At 70.4% G+C, this 15,505-nt stretch carries 12 protein-coding genes and 1 pseudogene; 7 read left to right on the top strand and 6 right to left on the bottom strand.

Annotated elements, in window-relative coordinates:
* Positions 1-42: 42 nt before the first annotated feature.
* The 3 genes from F8271_RS08510 to F8271_RS08500 form a co-directional block, all read right to left on the bottom strand.
* A complete protein-coding gene (locus tag F8271_RS08510; protein ID WP_225854279.1) occupies positions 43-687 on the bottom strand; it encodes a hypothetical protein in 645 nt (214 codons plus the stop codon).
* A 192-nt stretch (positions 688-879) separates the two neighbouring features.
* Positions 880-2,052, bottom strand: a complete 1,173-nt coding sequence (locus F8271_RS08505; RefSeq protein ID WP_151489145.1) for a zinc-dependent alcohol dehydrogenase — start codon at positions 2,050-2,052, stop codon at positions 880-882.
* 26 nt (positions 2,053-2,078) lie between these two features.
* Positions 2,079-3,029 (bottom strand): SRPBCC family protein, encoded by a 951-nt coding sequence (locus tag F8271_RS08500; RefSeq protein ID WP_151489144.1) that lies wholly within the window; start codon positions 3,027-3,029, stop codon positions 2,079-2,081.
* Positions 3,030-3,270: 241 nt separating this feature from the next.
* Between F8271_RS08500 and F8271_RS08495 the strand changes: the two genes are divergently transcribed.
* The 5 genes and pseudogenes from F8271_RS08495 (at position 3,271) to F8271_RS08475 (ending at position 8,928) form a co-directional block, all read left to right on the top strand.
* Positions 3,271-3,636, top strand: coding sequence for an SCP2 sterol-binding domain-containing protein (locus F8271_RS08495; protein ID WP_151489143.1), 366 nt, complete (start codon positions 3,271-3,273; stop codon positions 3,634-3,636).
* A gap of 8 nt (positions 3,637-3,644) precedes the next feature.
* Positions 3,645-5,701, top strand: a pseudogene (locus tag F8271_RS08490) (glycogen debranching N-terminal domain-containing protein).
* Positions 5,702-5,867: 166 nt separating this feature from the next.
* Positions 5,868-7,352 (top strand): DUF1996 domain-containing protein, encoded by a 1,485-nt coding sequence (locus tag F8271_RS08485; RefSeq protein WP_151489142.1) that lies wholly within the window; start codon positions 5,868-5,870, stop codon positions 7,350-7,352.
* A gap of 208 nt (positions 7,353-7,560) precedes the next feature.
* Positions 7,561-8,118 carry a hypothetical protein gene (locus F8271_RS08480; protein WP_151489141.1) on the top strand — a complete coding sequence of 186 codons (558 nt, stop codon included), beginning with the start codon at positions 7,561-7,563 and terminating at the stop codon, positions 8,116-8,118.
* A 102-nt stretch (positions 8,119-8,220) separates the two neighbouring features.
* Positions 8,221-8,928, top strand: coding sequence for a carbonic anhydrase (locus tag F8271_RS08475; protein WP_151489140.1), 708 nt, complete (start codon positions 8,221-8,223; stop codon positions 8,926-8,928).
* A 42-nt stretch (positions 8,929-8,970) separates the two neighbouring features.
* Here the strand turns inward: F8271_RS08475 and F8271_RS08470 are convergent, their stop codons facing one another.
* The 3 genes from F8271_RS08470 to F8271_RS08460 are packed head-to-tail and all read right to left on the bottom strand — an operon-like array spanning position 8,971 to position 11,235.
* The gene (locus tag F8271_RS08470) at positions 8,971-9,414 is read right to left on the bottom strand and encodes a DUF5990 family protein (RefSeq protein ID WP_151489139.1); all 444 of its coding nucleotides are present in this window, start codon (positions 9,412-9,414) and stop codon (positions 8,971-8,973) included.
* A gap of 55 nt (positions 9,415-9,469) precedes the next feature.
* Positions 9,470-10,840 carry a hypothetical protein gene (locus F8271_RS08465; RefSeq protein ID WP_151489138.1) on the bottom strand — a complete coding sequence of 457 codons (1,371 nt, stop codon included), beginning with the start codon at positions 10,838-10,840 and terminating at the stop codon, positions 9,470-9,472.
* Positions 10,841-10,854: 14 nt separating this feature from the next.
* Positions 10,855-11,235 carry a hypothetical protein gene (locus tag F8271_RS08460; RefSeq protein WP_151489137.1) on the bottom strand — a complete coding sequence of 127 codons (381 nt, stop codon included), beginning with the start codon at positions 11,233-11,235 and terminating at the stop codon, positions 10,855-10,857.
* 562 nt (positions 11,236-11,797) lie between these two features.
* Here F8271_RS08460 and rph point away from each other — a divergent pair.
* Together rph and F8271_RS08450 are read left to right on the top strand one after the other, a co-directional pair.
* Positions 11,798-14,347: a rifamycin-inactivating phosphotransferase gene (gene rph, locus F8271_RS08455; RefSeq protein ID WP_151489136.1), complete on the top strand. Its 2,550-nt coding sequence runs from the start codon at positions 11,798-11,800 to the stop codon at positions 14,345-14,347.
* 495 nt (positions 14,348-14,842) lie between these two features.
* Positions 14,843-15,505, top strand: a 663-nt coding sequence (locus F8271_RS08450) for a hypothetical protein (protein WP_151489135.1), incomplete at its 3' end; no start/stop codon positions are given.

Here is a 15,505-nt window from a genome sequence, read left to right as displayed (position 1 = left end):
CGCACGCCGAGCCGGACGTCGCGGCAGCCGGCGGGCAGGGCCTCAGATCTCGCCGCGAACCAGGCGCAGCAGGCGGTCGAGGACATGGCGTCCGCTCACCCGCAGGCCGTCGTGCTCGTACTCGTTTATGACCCAGGGGCGCAGGCCGCGCACCGCTCGCGCCGTGACCAGCGAATCGTCCGTGTCGACGTACATGTCGTCGTGGTAGATCGCGGCGGCGACCGGCACCTCGTTGCGGGCCAGCTGCTCCGGGTCGTACAGGTCCGGCCAGTCCGTCCGCTGCGCCAGCAGCTCCGCCACCGCGCCGAGCGGGGCCAGCGCGGGATCGGTGTCGACCATCCACGGGTAGATCATCTCGCCGGTCAGCAGCACCGGCCGGTCCCCCGCCAACGCCCGGTCGACGTCGAACCGCGGGAACTCGGCCCGTACCCGCTGGGCCGCCCACCCGGTGGCGTGCGGCGTCACCGCACGCTGGCCGTAGGTCGCCTCGTGCAACAGCGCGTAAAGCGGGCGGCCCGCGTACGACAGTTGGCGCTGCACCTCGGCAAGGAACGTGTCGGAAAGCTGCTGGTCGGGCATCCCGGGCAGGAAGGCGTCTTCGAGCAGATAGTGCAGGGCGTGCGAGCCGTCGCCGGCGCGCCTCGGCCAGGACCATTTCCAGCAGGGCCGCGCCGATCCCGCTGTCACGCAGTTCCGGCACCACGTACACCGCCTGCACGTCCCCGGTCCGGCGGTGCCGGTGCGTGGGTGCCGGTGCGTGGGTGCCGGTGCGTGGGTGCCGGTGCGTGGGTGCCGGTGCGTGGTCAGCGACCATCAGCCAGGCTCCACAGGCACCGCACCCCCGGGGGGTCGGGCATCGCCACAGCGACCCACGCCCGCTCAGACCGTGAGGAGCACCTTCGTACAGTCGTCCTGCTTCTTCTGGAAGATCTTGTAGCCCTTGGGTGCGTCGCGCAGCGGCATCCGGTGGCTGACGATGAAGCTCGGATCGATGTCGCCGCGCCGGATGCGGTCCAACAGCGGTCGGGTGTAGCGCTGCACGTGGCACTGACCGGTCCGCATGATCAGTGACCGGTTCATGAACGCGCCCATCGGGAACTTGTCGACGAAACCCCCGTACGCGCCGACGACCGCGACCACCCCGCCGGAGCGGCAGGCCAGGATCGCCTCCCGCAGCGCGAACGGCCGTTCCGTCTCGGTGCGGGTGGCCTGCTTGGCCCGGTCGTACGCGTACATGGCGGCGTTGCCGTGGTGGCCCTCCAGGCCGACGGCGTCGATGCAGGCGTCCGGCCCCCGCCCGGCGGTCATCTCGTTGAGCGTGTCGAGCACGTCGGCCTCGTCGTAGTTGATCGTCTCGGCGCCGGCGTGCTCCTCGGCCAGCCGCAGCCGGTACGGGAACCGGTCGATGACGATCACCCGTTCCGCGCCGAGCATCCGGGCGCTGGCGGCGGCGAGCAGCCCGACCGGCCCGGCACCCCACACGGCGATCACCTGCCCGGGCTTGATGTCGCACATCTCGGCACCCATGTAGGCGGTGGGGAACACGTCGGCGAGCAGGACCGCCTGGTCGTCGGGGACGTCCTCGGGCACCTTGAGCGGGCCGACGTCGGCGAACGGCACCCGCGCGTACTCGGCCTGGCCGCCGGCGTACCCACCGAGCAGGTGCGAGTAGCCGAAGATGCCGGCCGGCGAGTGGCCCATGACCTTCTCGGCGATACCGGCGTTGGGGTTGGAGTTCTCGCACACCGAGTAGAGGCCACGCTGGCAGGAGGAGCAGTGCCCGCAGGCGATCGGGAAGGGCACGACCACGCGGTCGCCGGGCTTGAGATTGCGGACCTGCGGACCCACCTCGACCACCTCGCCCATGAACTCGTGGCCGAGGATGTCGCCCTTGCGCATGGCGGGGATGTAGCCGTGGTAGAGGTGCAGGTCCGAGCCGCAGATCGCGGTGGTGCTGATCCGGACGATCGCGTCCCGCGCGTTCATGATCGTCGGGTCGGGTACGTCGATCACCCGGACGCTGTCGGTGCCCATCCAGACGTTGGCCTTCATTCTCGGTCCCTTCGACGTTCGGGCGGTCAGCGGCGGGACGCCGGCAGCGGCTGCGCGGGACGCTGCATGGCCTGCTGGCGTACGGAGATGCCGTTGGGGCTGCCCTCGGAGCGGACCACCTCGCCGGTCTCCAGCACCTGCTTGAACCGGCGCAGGTCATCGCGGACCTGCTGCTCGGGCTCCTCGCCGAACAGCTTCGCCACCACCCGACCGAGCGCGCCGGCGGGCGGGGCGTAGCGCAGTCGCACCCGCACCTCCGTGCCCCGGTCGCCGGGGGCGGGCACGAAGGCGACCCGCCCGGCATTCGGCACACGGGTGCCCGGTAGCGACCGCCAGGTGATCGACCTGTTCGGTTGGTCGTCGACGATCTCGGCGCGCCACTCGACGCGGTGACCGGCCGGGCCACGGGCGATCCAGTGCGAGCGGCGCAGGTCGTCGACGTGCACCGACTCCAGGTGTGCCATGAACCGGGGCAGGTTCTCCATGTCCCGCCAGAACCGGTACGCCTCGGCGGGCGACCGGTTCACCGTCACCGCGACCTCCATCCGGATCACGCGGGCGCGGGCGCGACGGGCACGGCCGGCGCCGATCGCGGCGGCCACGTCCAGGGCGGCGATGCCGGCGATCGCGGCGGTGGTCAACGCCAGCCTGCGGCGTCGTTCGCCGCGTCGGTCGGCCATCGCCCGGCCGAGCAGGGTCAGGTCCAGCGCGTCGCCGGCCACCCTCGTCCACGCCCAGGCGGCGGGTCGACGACCGCTGAGCAGGCCGACGGCGTGCACCACCTCGCGCGCGCCGACGGCCGGGATCGCGGCCTGCGCGGCTGGCGAGTCGTCCACGCCGGTCAGCCGGGCGAGGGGGCGGGGCGCGACCAGGGCACCCACGCCCAGGGCCAGGCTCAGCAGGCCCAGCGTCCTCGGCAGTGCCGTCGGCACGGGCCCGTCCAGCTCCGGCAGGAGCATGGTGTCGACACGGTCCATCTCCGATTCCTTCCCGGTCGGCGTGACCGCCGGCGGACGGCGGATCGGCGGTGAGGTCCGCCCCCGTGACGCTATGCGGTACGTCCGCCCCATGAGCCCGGTTCGAGGTAGAACGTCCGATGTCACGACGGGAGCGTCCGGCTACCAGCGGCGCGACCGACGAGGGTGACCGCAACGCCGCGTTAGCAACGACCGACATCGGGTAGGCGATGTGCGCTTCCAACGGTGGCCGGGAGGTCGGATGACCGCGACCAGTGCCTTTTTCGAGCGGCTGGCCGTGGCCTGCCAGGATCCGCGCTTCAGCAAGGTGTGTGGGAGCGTCCGCTTCGACATCGGGGGCGGGGACCACCTGGAGCAGTGGCTGCTGATCATCGATCACGGCCACATGCGGGTGACGAGGAGCCCCGACCCCGCCACGACTGTCATCAGGGTGTCCGCGCAGGTCGCGGATGCGATGGCGCGCGGTGAGGTGAACGGTCTGGCGGCGATCACCCGGGGCGAGATCATGGTCGACGGTGACCTCGGTCTGGCGTTGCGGATCGGGCGGCTGTTTCCCCGGACACCCGATCCGCCCGCGCCGAACGGTTCGGAGACGGGACGGAGCTGATGAGGGACATCCCGGGCACGGTGGCGTGTATCGACGGGAACACGTTCATGGTGTCCGACGCCAGTGGCGACGTGGAGTCGTCGCCCGCCACCCCGGTCGGACTGTTCGCCGCCGACACACGCTTTCTGTCCCGCTGGGTGCTCACCGTCAACGGTGAGCGCCTGACCGCGCTGTCGGTGGACGACAGCCAGTACTACGAGGCGAGCAGGACGTCGAACTCGACGTACGGCTGGAGGTGGCGGGCGACTTCGCCGACATCTTCGAGATCAAGTTCGACATCGGCGACAAGGCCGGCAGTCACTACACCGAGGTTCGTCCGCACGAGTTGTGCCTGGGTTACCGGCGCGACACCTACCGGCGTGAGGTTGTCGTGTCGGCGAGTGAGCCGGTCGAGGTCGACCCGCACGGCCTTCGATTCGCCGTCCGGATACGCCCCGGCGAGCAGTGGTCGACGCGGCTGCAGGCCGCCCTGCGGGCGCTGCGGCCGGACGGCGTCGACCTGCGCTCCGCACTCCGGGTGCAACGGCCGGACGACTCCACCCTGCCGGCGAGCGTGCAGGCGTGGGTCGCGGCGGCACCGACACTGGACACCGAGAGCGTCGCCCTCCAGCAGGTGTACAACCGCAGCCTGGTGGACCTGGCGGCGCTGCGCTTCGCCCCGCTCTCGCTCGGCGGGGCGACCGTGCCGGCGGCCGGGCTGCCCTGGTTCATGACCCTGTTCGGCCGGGACAGTCTGCTGACCTGCCTGCAGACCCTGCCCGTCACACCGTCGTTGACCCCGCCGACGCTGCGGATCCTCGGCTCGCTGCAGGGCGCCCGGACCGACGACGTGCTGGAGGAGGACCCCGGCCGCATCCTGCACGAGTTGCGCTACGGGGAGTCGGCCGCGTTCGAGGAGCAGCCACACTCCCCCTACTACGGCACGGTGGACGCCTCGCCACTGTTCGTGGTGCTGCTCGACGAGTACGAGCGGTGGAGCGGCGACACGGCCCTGGTGATGGAGCTGGAGCAGGAAGCTCGCGCGGCTCTGGCGTGGATCGACCAGTACGCGGACCTGACCTCCACCGGCTACATCTGGTACGAGCGACGCAACCGCCCCACCGGCCTGGACAATCAGTGCTGGAAGGACTCGTGGGACAGCATCTCCTACGCCGACGGACGACTGCCCGGTTTCCCGAGGGCCACGTGCGAGACCCAGGGGTACGCCTACGACGCGAAGCTCCGCGGGGCGCGGCTGGCGCGTACGGTCTGGGATGACCCCGACTTCGCCGACCGGCTGGAGCGTGAGGCGGCGGCGCTGTACGACCGCTTCAACCGGGATTTCTGGCTGGAGGACCGCGGCTACTACGCGCTCGCGCTCGATCACGACGGCACTCCGGTGGACAGCCTGTCCTCCAACATCGGGCATCTGCTGTGGAGCGGGATCGTGCCACCGGATCGGGCCGCGCGGGTCGTGGAGCACCTGATGGGTCCGGCGCTGTTCTCCGGCTGGGGGGTGCGCACGTTCGCCGAGGGGCAACGGCGGTACAACCCTCTCGGCTACCACAACGGCACGGTCTGGCCGTTCGACAACTCCTTCATCGCGTGGGGTCTGCGCCGTTACGGGTTCTACGGTGAGGCGGCCCGCATCGCGGAGGGCATCCTCTCCGCCGCCACCTACTTCCAGGGTCGGCTGCCTGAGGCGTTCGGCGGGTTCGACCGTGAGACCACCCGCTACCCGGTCCGGTACCCGACCGCCGGCAGCCCGCAGGCGTGGTCCAGCGGGGCGTGCATGCTGCTCATCCGCACCATGCTCGGCATCAATCCTCACGAGGACCACCTGGTCGTGGCCCCGGCGCTCCCGTCCACCTTCGGGCGGGTGGCGCTCCTGGACATCCCCGGCCGCTGGGGCAAGGCGGACGCGTTCGCCCGTTACCGTACCGATCAGTCAGAGGAGCAGCTCGCCGCGAACTCCGGAAAATCGGAGCAGAATTCATTCTTGGAAGGTGTAATAATCGAGACGGGTTTCGTCGGTGAGCCGCTGACCAGGCAAGGAAGCTCCTCCGCACACTTAGGACAAAGTTAAGGCTGGACGGGCAATAAAGTGTTATCCGGGGCCGGCAACGCGGCGACCAGGAGACATTCGGACCACCCTCCTTAATTCTTCTTCCGCAGATTGATGCACGCTCCGGAACTGCTCATACTTCCTGTCGACAAGAGCTTTATCGTCGACTCGAAGGAAACCACTGGTAATGCGGACTCCCCCCGCGCATGTCGCACCGCCGGACCGGGCGCGCAAGCGTCGTCGCCTCACCGGCATCACGCTCGCCTCCGCGGTCGTTGCCGCGCTGGGCGGCAGCGGCATCTACATTGCCGGCGCCCAGGCCGAGGAGGTCGCCGTTCCCGGCCGGGTCCAGGCGGAGGCCTTCGCGGCGCAGTCCGGGGCGCAGACCGAGGGCACCGGCGACGCCGACGGTGGCCGCAACGTCGGCTGGCTGGCCAGCGGCGACTGGCTGCGCTACGACGGCGTCGCGATCACCGGCACCGACCTGACGGCCCGGGTCGCCTCGCACAACGCCACCGGCGGCACGGTCGAGCTGCACCTCGGCTCGCAGACCGGCCAGCTGCTGGCCAGCTTCCCGATCACGCAGACCGGCGGCTGGCAGAAGTGGACGACCGTCACCGCGAAGGCGTCCGGTGTGCCGGCCGGACCGCAGACCGTCTTCGCCGTCATGACGAGCACCTCGACATCGGACTTCGTGAACCTGAACTGGTTCACGTTCGGCCCCGCGACGGGCACGTCGCCGAGCACGTCGGCCGTCCCGAGCGCCTCACCCACGCCGAGTTCCACCCCCTCGACGTCCCCGTCGACGTCCGCGCCGGCCGGCGGCTGGGTGCCGGTCGACCAGGCCAAGTGGAGTAAGGAACTGGCCGCCTTCAACGCCATCAGGCCGAAGGCCGTGCCGCCGGGCACCACCCGGGTTCCCGAGTTCCACACCGACTGCGGCGTCGCGAACTCGGCCCCCGACGACCCGATCGTCCTGCCCGGCCTGTCGGGCGCCTCGCACATGCACACCTTCTTCGGCCCGAAGATCGACGCCTTCACCACGACGGACAAGCTGTTCTCGGCGGCGAACACCTGCAACGCCCCGGGAGACAAGAGCGCCTACTGGACCCCGGAGCTGCGCAAGGACGGCAAGCCCGTCCCGATCAAGAGCATGCGCATCTACTACGGCTCGCGGGTCAAGGACCCGTCGACCGTCAAGCCGTTCCCGCCGGGCCTGGTGGTGGTCGAGGGCGACGCCAAACGGCAGGTGGACACCCCGAAGAACGCCGGCAGCAACCAGTTCTGGTGCGCGGGCAGCGCCGAGATCGGCCGCAGCGCCGACGGCAACTGGCCGCGGTGCGCCCCGGGCGGCAACCTGATCTTCCAGCTCGTGTTCAAGGACTGCTGGGACGGCAAGAACATCGACTCGCCCGATCACAAGCCGCACATGGGCGACCCGGTGAACGGTGTCTGCACCGGCAAGTACCCGGTGGCGGTGCCGGACCTGTCCTTCATGGTGAACTACCAGTCGCTGGGCGGTGACGGCCTCAGCCTCTCCTCCGGCAAGCCGTCGTCCATGCACGGTGACTTCATGAACGCCTGGGAACCGGATCGCCTCGGTGACCTGGTGAAGTCCTGCCTCAACCAGAACGCCAAGTGCGGCATCGACACGACGTTCGCCGGCGGCTGACCACCGCCCCCGCAGCACCATCGTCGGACGGCCCCCACGCCTCAGCGTGGGGGCCGTCCGACGCGAGTCGCGCTGTCCCCGCACCGCACCGTCGAGCCCGTCACGGGTCTCGCGGGACAACCGGATACGAACGGCGACCTGACCGGTTCCTGACATGCCTGCGCCAGGGTGTACCGCGTCAACTACGCAACCCAGGAACGAGGCAATCATGGTGAGGTACCGCAGGCTGTCACTGGGAGTCGCCGCGGCCGTCGTGGTGCTGACCACCGGATGCTCCTCCGACGGCGCGACGCCCGGTGCCCCCGACGTCGCCACGCTGGAGACATCGTCCGCCGCCGCGCCGGCTCCGAGTGCGTCGCCGACCGGGGAGGCCCCGAGGTTTCGACTCGACGACACCGAGTCGGACAGGGCCGCCAAGATGAAGCCGTACACCACCTGCATGAAGAGCCACGGCGTCGATGTGATGGCCATCCGGCAGAAGAAGGTCCCGGCCCCCGGCGACACCGTCACGCAGGCCGCCAACAAGGCGTGCGATCCCCTGTACCCTCGCCAGCCGTGGGAGAAGGACCCCACCAACCCGAAGGCGCGGGATTTCGTGTACGCCGTCGTAAAATGTCTGAAGGCCAAAAACGTCGACGTTGAGCCGTCGGCCGACGGGTTGAGCTACGGCTTCGCCGGATCCGCCGATGACCCGGGTGCGGCCGGCGCCGGTCTTGATCTTGCCATCGCCTGCGAGCGGGACGTGGCGCAACACGCCACCTACTAGGGGGCTCGTGTGCCGCCACGCCCTCCAAACCGGGGCGGGCACCATTGTGGAGGGTGAGCTGATAGGAAGAAGGTTCTCATCCCCACCCTCTGGGAGATCATCGTGGCGCCTTCCCCCCTGTCTCGCCGTTCACTGCTGGTCGCCGGTGGCGCCGTCGTCGCGCTCGGCGCGGCGGGGGCGAGCCCGTCCGCTGCCGCGCCCACCACGGCCGACGACCCGATCGGTACGCCGGCCGAGGCGCTGCGCAACCTGCTCGCCGGCAACCGGCGGTTCACCTCCGGGCACGGCCGGCACCCGCACCAGGGCCTGGCGGACCTGCACCGGCTCGCCGCCGGCCAGCACCCGTTCGCCATCACCGTCGGCTGCGCGGACTCCCGGGTGGTGCCGGAGGTGCTCTTCGACCAGGGGCTGGGTGACCTGTTCGACAACCGGGTCGCCGGCAACATCGTCGACGACCTGCTGCTGGGCAGCGTCGAGTTCGCCGTGGAGGAGTTCGGCAGCCTGCTGATCGTCGTCCTCGGGCATGAGCGCTGCGGCGCGATCACCGCCACCATCGACGCCATCCGCACCGGCGGCGAGGCACCCGGACACATCGGCACCATCGTGGACAGCCTGCGCCCGGTGGTCCAATCGGTGCTGGACCAGCCCGGTGACCCGGTGGAGAACGCGGTCCGGGCCAACATCGCGGCCCAGGTGCGGGCCCTCTCGGCGCGCAGCTCCATCATCGCCGAGAAGGTGCACCAGGGCGCTCTGCGGGTGGTGGGCGCCCGCTACGACCTGGACAACGGGCGCGTGTCGCTGGTCGCCTGACGAGTCTCTACGGACCGGGTCGGTCGGGTTGGGGCGGTCGGGTCACTCCACCGTCCAGGCGATGGCGGGAGGGTGCACCCGGGCGCACAGCGGTCCGCCGCTGGCGTCGGTCAACCCGACCCGGCCGACCAGAGTCCCTGCGCCCTCGTGAGCGGCGCGCAGCAGTTCGGTCGGGACGTCGGTGAACATCAGCTTCGCCCTTCTGAACATCGCGAAGTCGCCGTCGGTCACGGCGCCCCAGCTCAGGTAGAGAAACCGTGCGCCGGGGCGGCCGTGCACCCACGGGCCGCCGACGTCCAGTGCCCCGTCGATCTCCCGGCTGGACACCTCGATGTGCCAGGTCGCCGTCGCCGCGTCGGCGGGCACCCGATCGACGACCTCGGCCCTGCGTTGGACGCCGACGTGCACGTTGCCGAGCCGCAGCGCGTCGGCCTCGGCGCCGGCGCGTCGCCCGGGCAGGTCGCTGGCGTCGATCCGGATGCGCATACCGCCGACTCTAGTTACCTGACCACGGGCCCTTCGCGGTGCCGGTCGACACCGGTCACGAGGGCAGCTTGCCGGCGGCTGCCCGGTACGTGCGCTCCTGTTCCCGGTGCCGCTCCTGCCACGGACCGATGGCCGTACCGGCGATGTACGTACCGACCGCCCAGCAGCCGAGGGCTATCAGCACCAGCACCACGAACGCCACCGTCTGCTCGAAGGAGGGCAGGGCTCCGGCCATGCCGAGGGACCGCTCCAGCAGCCGGTCGTGGCGGGCGTCGAGGTAGTCGGCCGCGCACGCCCCGCCGACGCCGATGAGGGCCAGCGCGGCACCGCCGCAGAGCACCATGACCCGGGGCGACCCGAACCAGGCGGCGGGCGACCGGGGCGCCGGTGCGTACGCCGCACCGAGCCGGTACGCGGCCGGCGCGAGCCCGAACGTGGCACCCGACGCGCCCACCAGGATCTGGGCGCTCAGGATGCCCGCCACCGACGGGTCGTACCAGGCCCACGCCAGCCAGGCGAACAGCACGAGGAGCCCCGTCCAACCGGCGACGAACACCAGCACCCGCAGCACCGCCCCCGCTCGGGCCGCCGGGGTGGTCCGCGCCGCCTCGGCGGCACGCCACTGGTCGACCCGCAGCTGCGCGGCGCGGCGTCCGTCGGCGGCGCGTTGCCGCTCGACCTTCCGCCGGGCGTCCGCCGCCTCCAACTGGGCCCGCTCCGCCTCGTCGATGATTCGCGGCAGGCGGTCGGGACGGCGTGCCTCCCGTAGCGGGTGACGCGGTGGCAGGTCGGCGGGGACCCGCAGACCGCTGCCGGTGTCGAGCACCACCCGCATCCCGCCGACCAGATGGTCCGGCAACAGCGGCGCGATACCGGACGCGTTCCGCCGGTCGTCCAGCCCGTCGACGACCAGCACCAGCCGCTCACCACGCCGTGCGCACGCCTCGGCCGCCTCCGTGTAGCGGCCCAACAGGTGCGCCTTCCGGGTCGACCTGGTCAGATGGCCCGGCATCGACCCGTCGGTCAGCTCGACCAACTGCTCCAGCACCACGTCGAGGAACGCGTCGTGGTTCTCCTGCTCGGTGCGGCCCTCGGGGACGAAGTACGACACCACCCGCACCCCCGGCGGTGGGTGCAGCACGAACCAGGCAAGTAGGGCCGTCATTCCGGCCTTGGGAAAGGCTTGCCACCGCAGGTAGGAGTCCGGTCCGTCGCCGGTGCAGAAGGCCACGAGGCGCGCCAGTTCGGCCTCCCGGTGCAGCAGTTGGGCCGGGGCGATCCGGCGGACCTCCGCCAGGTACGCCGACCGCACCACCGGACCGAAGATGTTGTACTGACGGTTGTTGTCGCCGACCTGCACGCCCTGGGCGTTCCGGGCGTCGACACCCCGCGAACGGTCGTCTCTCGGCTGGCCGCTGCGGCCCATCTGCCCGACCCGCCTCAGCGGAACGTGTTGTGCTGGGTGTTGGAGCTGCCGAGCTGGACGCCCTGCGCGCCGCGCAGGTCGGCATGCCCGATCTCGGTCCGCCCGCCGGCCGCCTCGGCCCGCGCCACCAGGTCCCGTGCGAGGCGGAGGATCTGCTCGTCCCGGTCGACGCCGGCGCGGACAAGATCCTCGATGAGGCGTACCTGCCCGACGCCCGAGATCGTCCCGTCCACCTCCAGCACCTGCAGCGCCTCCTGACCGCGGCCGGTCAACCTGCTTCGCACCAGACTCCGAAAACTGGCGGCGGTGTCCCGGATCACGGCGCTGGTCGCGTCGGTGACCACCGCCGTGGCGCCCGCCGTCAAGGCGGCGAGAACCAGTTCGACACCGTCCACGCGTTCCTCCGTCAGCGATTCGTCACCACGATGGCCCTATTGCACCATCCGCGTAACCCCTTGGGATGCCCGCGCCGGACGACGCGTCGGGTGGCCGGCCGGCGACGGCGGCCCGGCCGCTGCCGTTCGGGCAGGTGCAAGGGGGTGCGGGTGGCCGAGCACCCGTCGCCGGTGTCCGGATTGCGACATGACGAGAATCGCCGGGTGCACCTCGTCGCTAGGTGGGCGGGGCCGGCTGGTGGGCGGTGCGGCGATGGCCGAGTGCCGTGTCCCATGCCGCGACCCCGGCCAGCACGAGGGTCGCCGCGATGGAGGTCACCGGTGGCAGCTTCCGCGACGGGCGACCTTCGCGCGTGCAAGGGGCCACGATGACCGGGAGCGGTCGATGGATCCCGGCCCGCCACGGTCGACACACAGCAAAGGCAGGGAGATGTCACTCCCTGCCACTTCTAACGTATATCGCACCGGGGGGCTTGCCGCAAGACCCGGGGTGTGCCGCAGAATCGGCGGCCGTACCAGCACCGATCAGGCACATGGGGGGCACGACGTGGGTGTGTTGTCGATGCACGGGGGCCGCGGCGACCTCGAACCGCTGGTGGATCTCCGGGAGGTTGACGAGACGCACATCGCGGTCGTCGGCGGCAAGGCCGCGCAGCTGGGCGGGCTGTCGCGGATCGAGGGCATCCGCGTGCCGGCGGGGTTCGTCGTGACGACGGCCGCCTTCCGGCGGATCATGGCGCAGGCGCCGTCGATCGACGAGCGGCTCGATCGGTTGTCGCGCCTGAACCCGGATGACCGGGAGGCGATCCGCACGCTCAGCGCGCAGGTCCGCATGGCCATCGAGGAGACCGCCATCCCGGTCGATCTGGCGGCGGCGATCACCCGCGCGCTCGTCCGGTTCGGCGAGCAGAACGCCTACGCCGTGCGGTCCAGCGCGACGGCGGAGGACATGCCGACGGCCTCCTTCGCGGGCCAGCAGGACACGTACCTCAACGTCGTGGGACCGGCGGCGGTCCTGGAGCACGTCAGCCGGTGCTGGGCGTCGCTGTTCACCGAGCGGGCGGTGACGTACCGCCTGCGCAACGGCTTCGACCACCGCACGGTCCACATGGCTGTCGTCGTACAGAAGATGGTTTTTCCGGATTCGGCCGGCGTCCTGTTCACGGCCGACCCGGTGACGGGCAACCGGAAGGTGGCCAGGGTGGACGCCGTCTTCGGGCTCGGCGAGGCCCTGGTCTCCGGTCTGGTGAACCCGGACGTCTTCGCGATGCGCGACGGCGAGGTCATCGCCAGGGCGGTCGCCGCCCCGGAGCAGCCGGCGCTGACGGATGAGCAGGTCGTGCGGCTCGTGCGGGTGGGACGGCGGATCGAGGCGCATGTCGGCCGCCCGCAGGACATCGAGTGGTGCCTGGTCGACGACGACTTCCAGATCGTGCAGAGCCGACCGATCACCACGCTGTTCCCCATCCCGGCGGCCGACGACGGGGAGAACCACGTCTACCTCTCCGTCGGTCACCAGCAGATGATGACCGACGCGATGAAGCCGCTGGGGCTCTCCATGTGGCAGCTGACGGCCATGGCGCCGATGCTCGAGGCGGGCGGGAGGCTGTTCGTCGACTCCACCCGGCTCCTGGCATCACCCGCGAGCCGCGCCGGCTTCCTGGACCTGGTCGGACGCTCGGATCCGCTGATCAGGGACGCGCTGGAGACCGTCCTGGACCGTCGCGACTTCGTTCCGACGCTCCCGGACGGTGGTGGTCCCGCCGGTCCGACGGTCGGCGGCGCGTCCGCCCCGATCGAGGCCGATCCGGCCATCGTCGCCGAGCTGATCGAGCGCAGCCAGGAGTCCCTCGAGGCCCTGCGGCGCGACATCGCGACGGTGACCGGACCGGCGCTGTTCGACTTCCTGCTGGAGGCTTTCCAGGAGCACAAGCGGATCCTCCGTGACCCGTTGAGCATCAGGGCGATCATGGCGGGGATGGAGTCCACCTGGTGGCTCAACGACCGGCTGTGGGAGTGGCTGGGCGCGCGGAACGCGGCCGACACCCTCACGCTGTCCGCCCCCGGCAACATCACGTCGGAGATGGGCCTCGCGCTGCTCGACGTCGCGGACGTGATCCGCCCGCATCCGGAGGTGGTGGCGTACCTGCAGGGCGTGGTGGACGACGGTTTCCTGGACGAGCTGCCGAAGCTCCCCGGCGGGACCGCGGCGCGCGACGCCATCGAGAGCTACCTCGACCGGTACGGCATGCGCTGCGTCGGCGAGATCGACATCACGAGGCCCCGCTGGAGTGAACGCCCCAGCACGCTCGTGCCCGTCCTCCTCGACAACATCAAGCTCTTCGAGCCGGGCGCCGCCGAGCGGCGCTTCGCGCAGGGACGGCAGGACGCGCAGAACAAGGCACGGGAGGTGCTGACGCGCCTGCGGGCGCTGCCGGACGGGGAGCGGAAGGCCGCCGAGACGACGCGCATGATCGAGCAGGTCCGGACCTTCATCGGCTACCGGGAGTACCCGAAGTACGGCATCATCAGCCGCTACTTCGTCTACAAGCAGGCCCTCCTCGCGGAGGCCGAACGCCTCGTACGGGCCGACGTGCTCGCCGACGCCGACGACGTCTTCTACCTCACGTTCGGCGAGTTCCACGAGGTCGTGCGCACACACCAGGTGGATGCCGACCTGATCCGGCGGCGCAAGGACGCGTTCCGGTCGTACCAGGCGCTCACGCCACCTCGGGTGCTGACCTCCGATGGGGAGGCCCTCAACGGAGCGTACCGCCGCGACGACGTGCCGGCCGGCGCCCTGATCGGCCTGCCGGTGTCGGCCGGGACCGTGGAGGGGCGCGCCCGCGTCATCCTGGACATGGCCCAGGCCGATCTCGAACCGGGTGACATCCTCGTCACGGCCCACACGGATCCGAGCTGGACGCCCCTCTTCGTCGCCGTCGCCGGCCTGGTGACGGAGGTCGGAGGATTGATGACGCACGGCGCGGTGATCGCACGGGAGTACGGCCTGCCGGCCGTGGTCAGCGTCGTCGACGCCACCCGGCTGATTCGCGACGGGCAGCGGATCCGCGTGCACGGCGGCGACGGGTACGTCGAGATTCTGTCCTGATTGCGGCCGTGCCGGGCGGACGGCCGCCGGGCCGGTCAGCGGTGACGCCTTGGACGCCTCGGTGGCGAACCGTCGCAGGGCGGCACCCACCGTGCTGTCGCCGCCGGTGGCGGCCAGCGTGGTCAGGTCTCGCCCGAACACGGTCAGGATCTCCTCTGTCGACGACTCCCCGGACACCGCGGCCTTCACCATGTCCGCCGCCATCGCGTCGCCGACCTTTCACCGACTCGCAGAGCTGCGTGTCGCTCGTGGCCCCAGGCGTGCCTGTGGAAGCAGGCGTCGGGGGTCCGGCGGTCGTCGCCGCATCGACGGTTGACAGCTACTGGAGACTCTGCACTGCCGAGGCCGTCGAGGATCAGCCCGAGCCCTGGGTCCGCCCACCCAGGCCGAGGGCCGATCAGGGCACGCAGCCGGGCCCGAGTGCCGTGAACCGCTCAGGCCCATCTATGCGTTTGATGCATGACGGCAGCGTGTCCCAAAGACAGGAAGCACCTGATGTTCCCGAATCAACAGCAGATCGATCGACAGTACACCGAAAATCTGCACAAGCTCTGCAAAATCATTTTTGCTGCGACAAAGGATTGCGTGCCCGTGGGCGCGGGGAATCAGAAGGCTGACCTGGCGGCGTCGCGAGGCCGCAGCGCCTACCTGACGCACCTGGCGCAGAAAAGTATGATTAACGGTCGAGTTAAGAATCTGACGGATTACCTCGGGGCGCGGGCGGCGGCCGCGCACGGAACAGGAGCGGGCAACTGCGAAGACCAGGCGGCCGTCGCGTTCGCTATCGCAAACACGCTCGTTTACAATGCTAGGCAGAAAGGCGAGATTCATCCTCAGGTCCAGATCGCTTTCGTTTCGGTACCTGAGCATCGGTTCACGGTTGTTGGCATAAAGGACAACCGCGACCACCAGTTCGTGGTGGATACCTGGCTAAAAGGGTCTCGAGTGGTGGCTGCACACGAATACAATTTCCCGTTGGACACGGCGACGTATCAGTGGCACACCGCCGACGGCAGGAACCTGGCAGCTGATGCGGTAAGCCGCGGCCTGGTCGACCCGCAGGCGTTCAGCAAGGTGCACAAGAACCTCAAGATGCACCCTGCCACCCTGGCGAGCTTCCTGAGCCCTCAGACACATGACGAGCACATGCCCGCCCCT

The organism is Micromonospora sp. ALFpr18c (genome assembly GCF_008868155.1).
Lineage (GTDB): Bacteria > Actinomycetota > Actinomycetes > Mycobacteriales > Micromonosporaceae > Micromonospora.
Note: the sequence above shows the minus strand (reverse complement) of the source record. Positions and strands in the feature narration are given on the sequence as shown.

Excerpts from the sequence above, each read along its gene's own strand:
- F8271_RS08500 (WP_151489144.1), bottom strand. The coding sequence starts at position 3,029 with ATGGACCGTGTCGACACCATGCTCCTGCCGGAGCTGGACGGGCCCGTG.
- F8271_RS08480 (WP_151489141.1), top strand. The coding sequence starts at position 7,561 with ATGGTGAGGTACCGCAGGCTGTCACTGGGAGTCGCCGCGGCCGTCGTG.
- rph (WP_151489136.1), top strand. The coding sequence starts at position 11,798 with ATGCACGGGGGCCGCGGCGACCTCGAACCGCTGGTGGATCTCCGGGAG.
- F8271_RS08495 (WP_151489143.1), top strand. The coding sequence starts at position 3,271 with ATGACCGCGACCAGTGCCTTTTTCGAGCGGCTGGCCGTGGCCTGCCAG.
- F8271_RS08505 (WP_151489145.1), bottom strand. The coding sequence starts at position 2,052 with ATGAAGGCCAACGTCTGGATGGGCACCGACAGCGTCCGGGTGATCGAC.
- F8271_RS08465 (WP_151489138.1), bottom strand. The coding sequence starts at position 10,840 with ATGGGCCGCAGCGGCCAGCCGAGAGACGACCGTTCGCGGGGTGTCGAC.
- F8271_RS08470 (WP_151489139.1), bottom strand. The coding sequence starts at position 9,414 with ATGCGCATCCGGATCGACGCCAGCGACCTGCCCGGGCGACGCGCCGGC.
- F8271_RS08485 (WP_151489142.1), top strand. The coding sequence starts at position 5,868 with ATGCGGACTCCCCCCGCGCATGTCGCACCGCCGGACCGGGCGCGCAAG.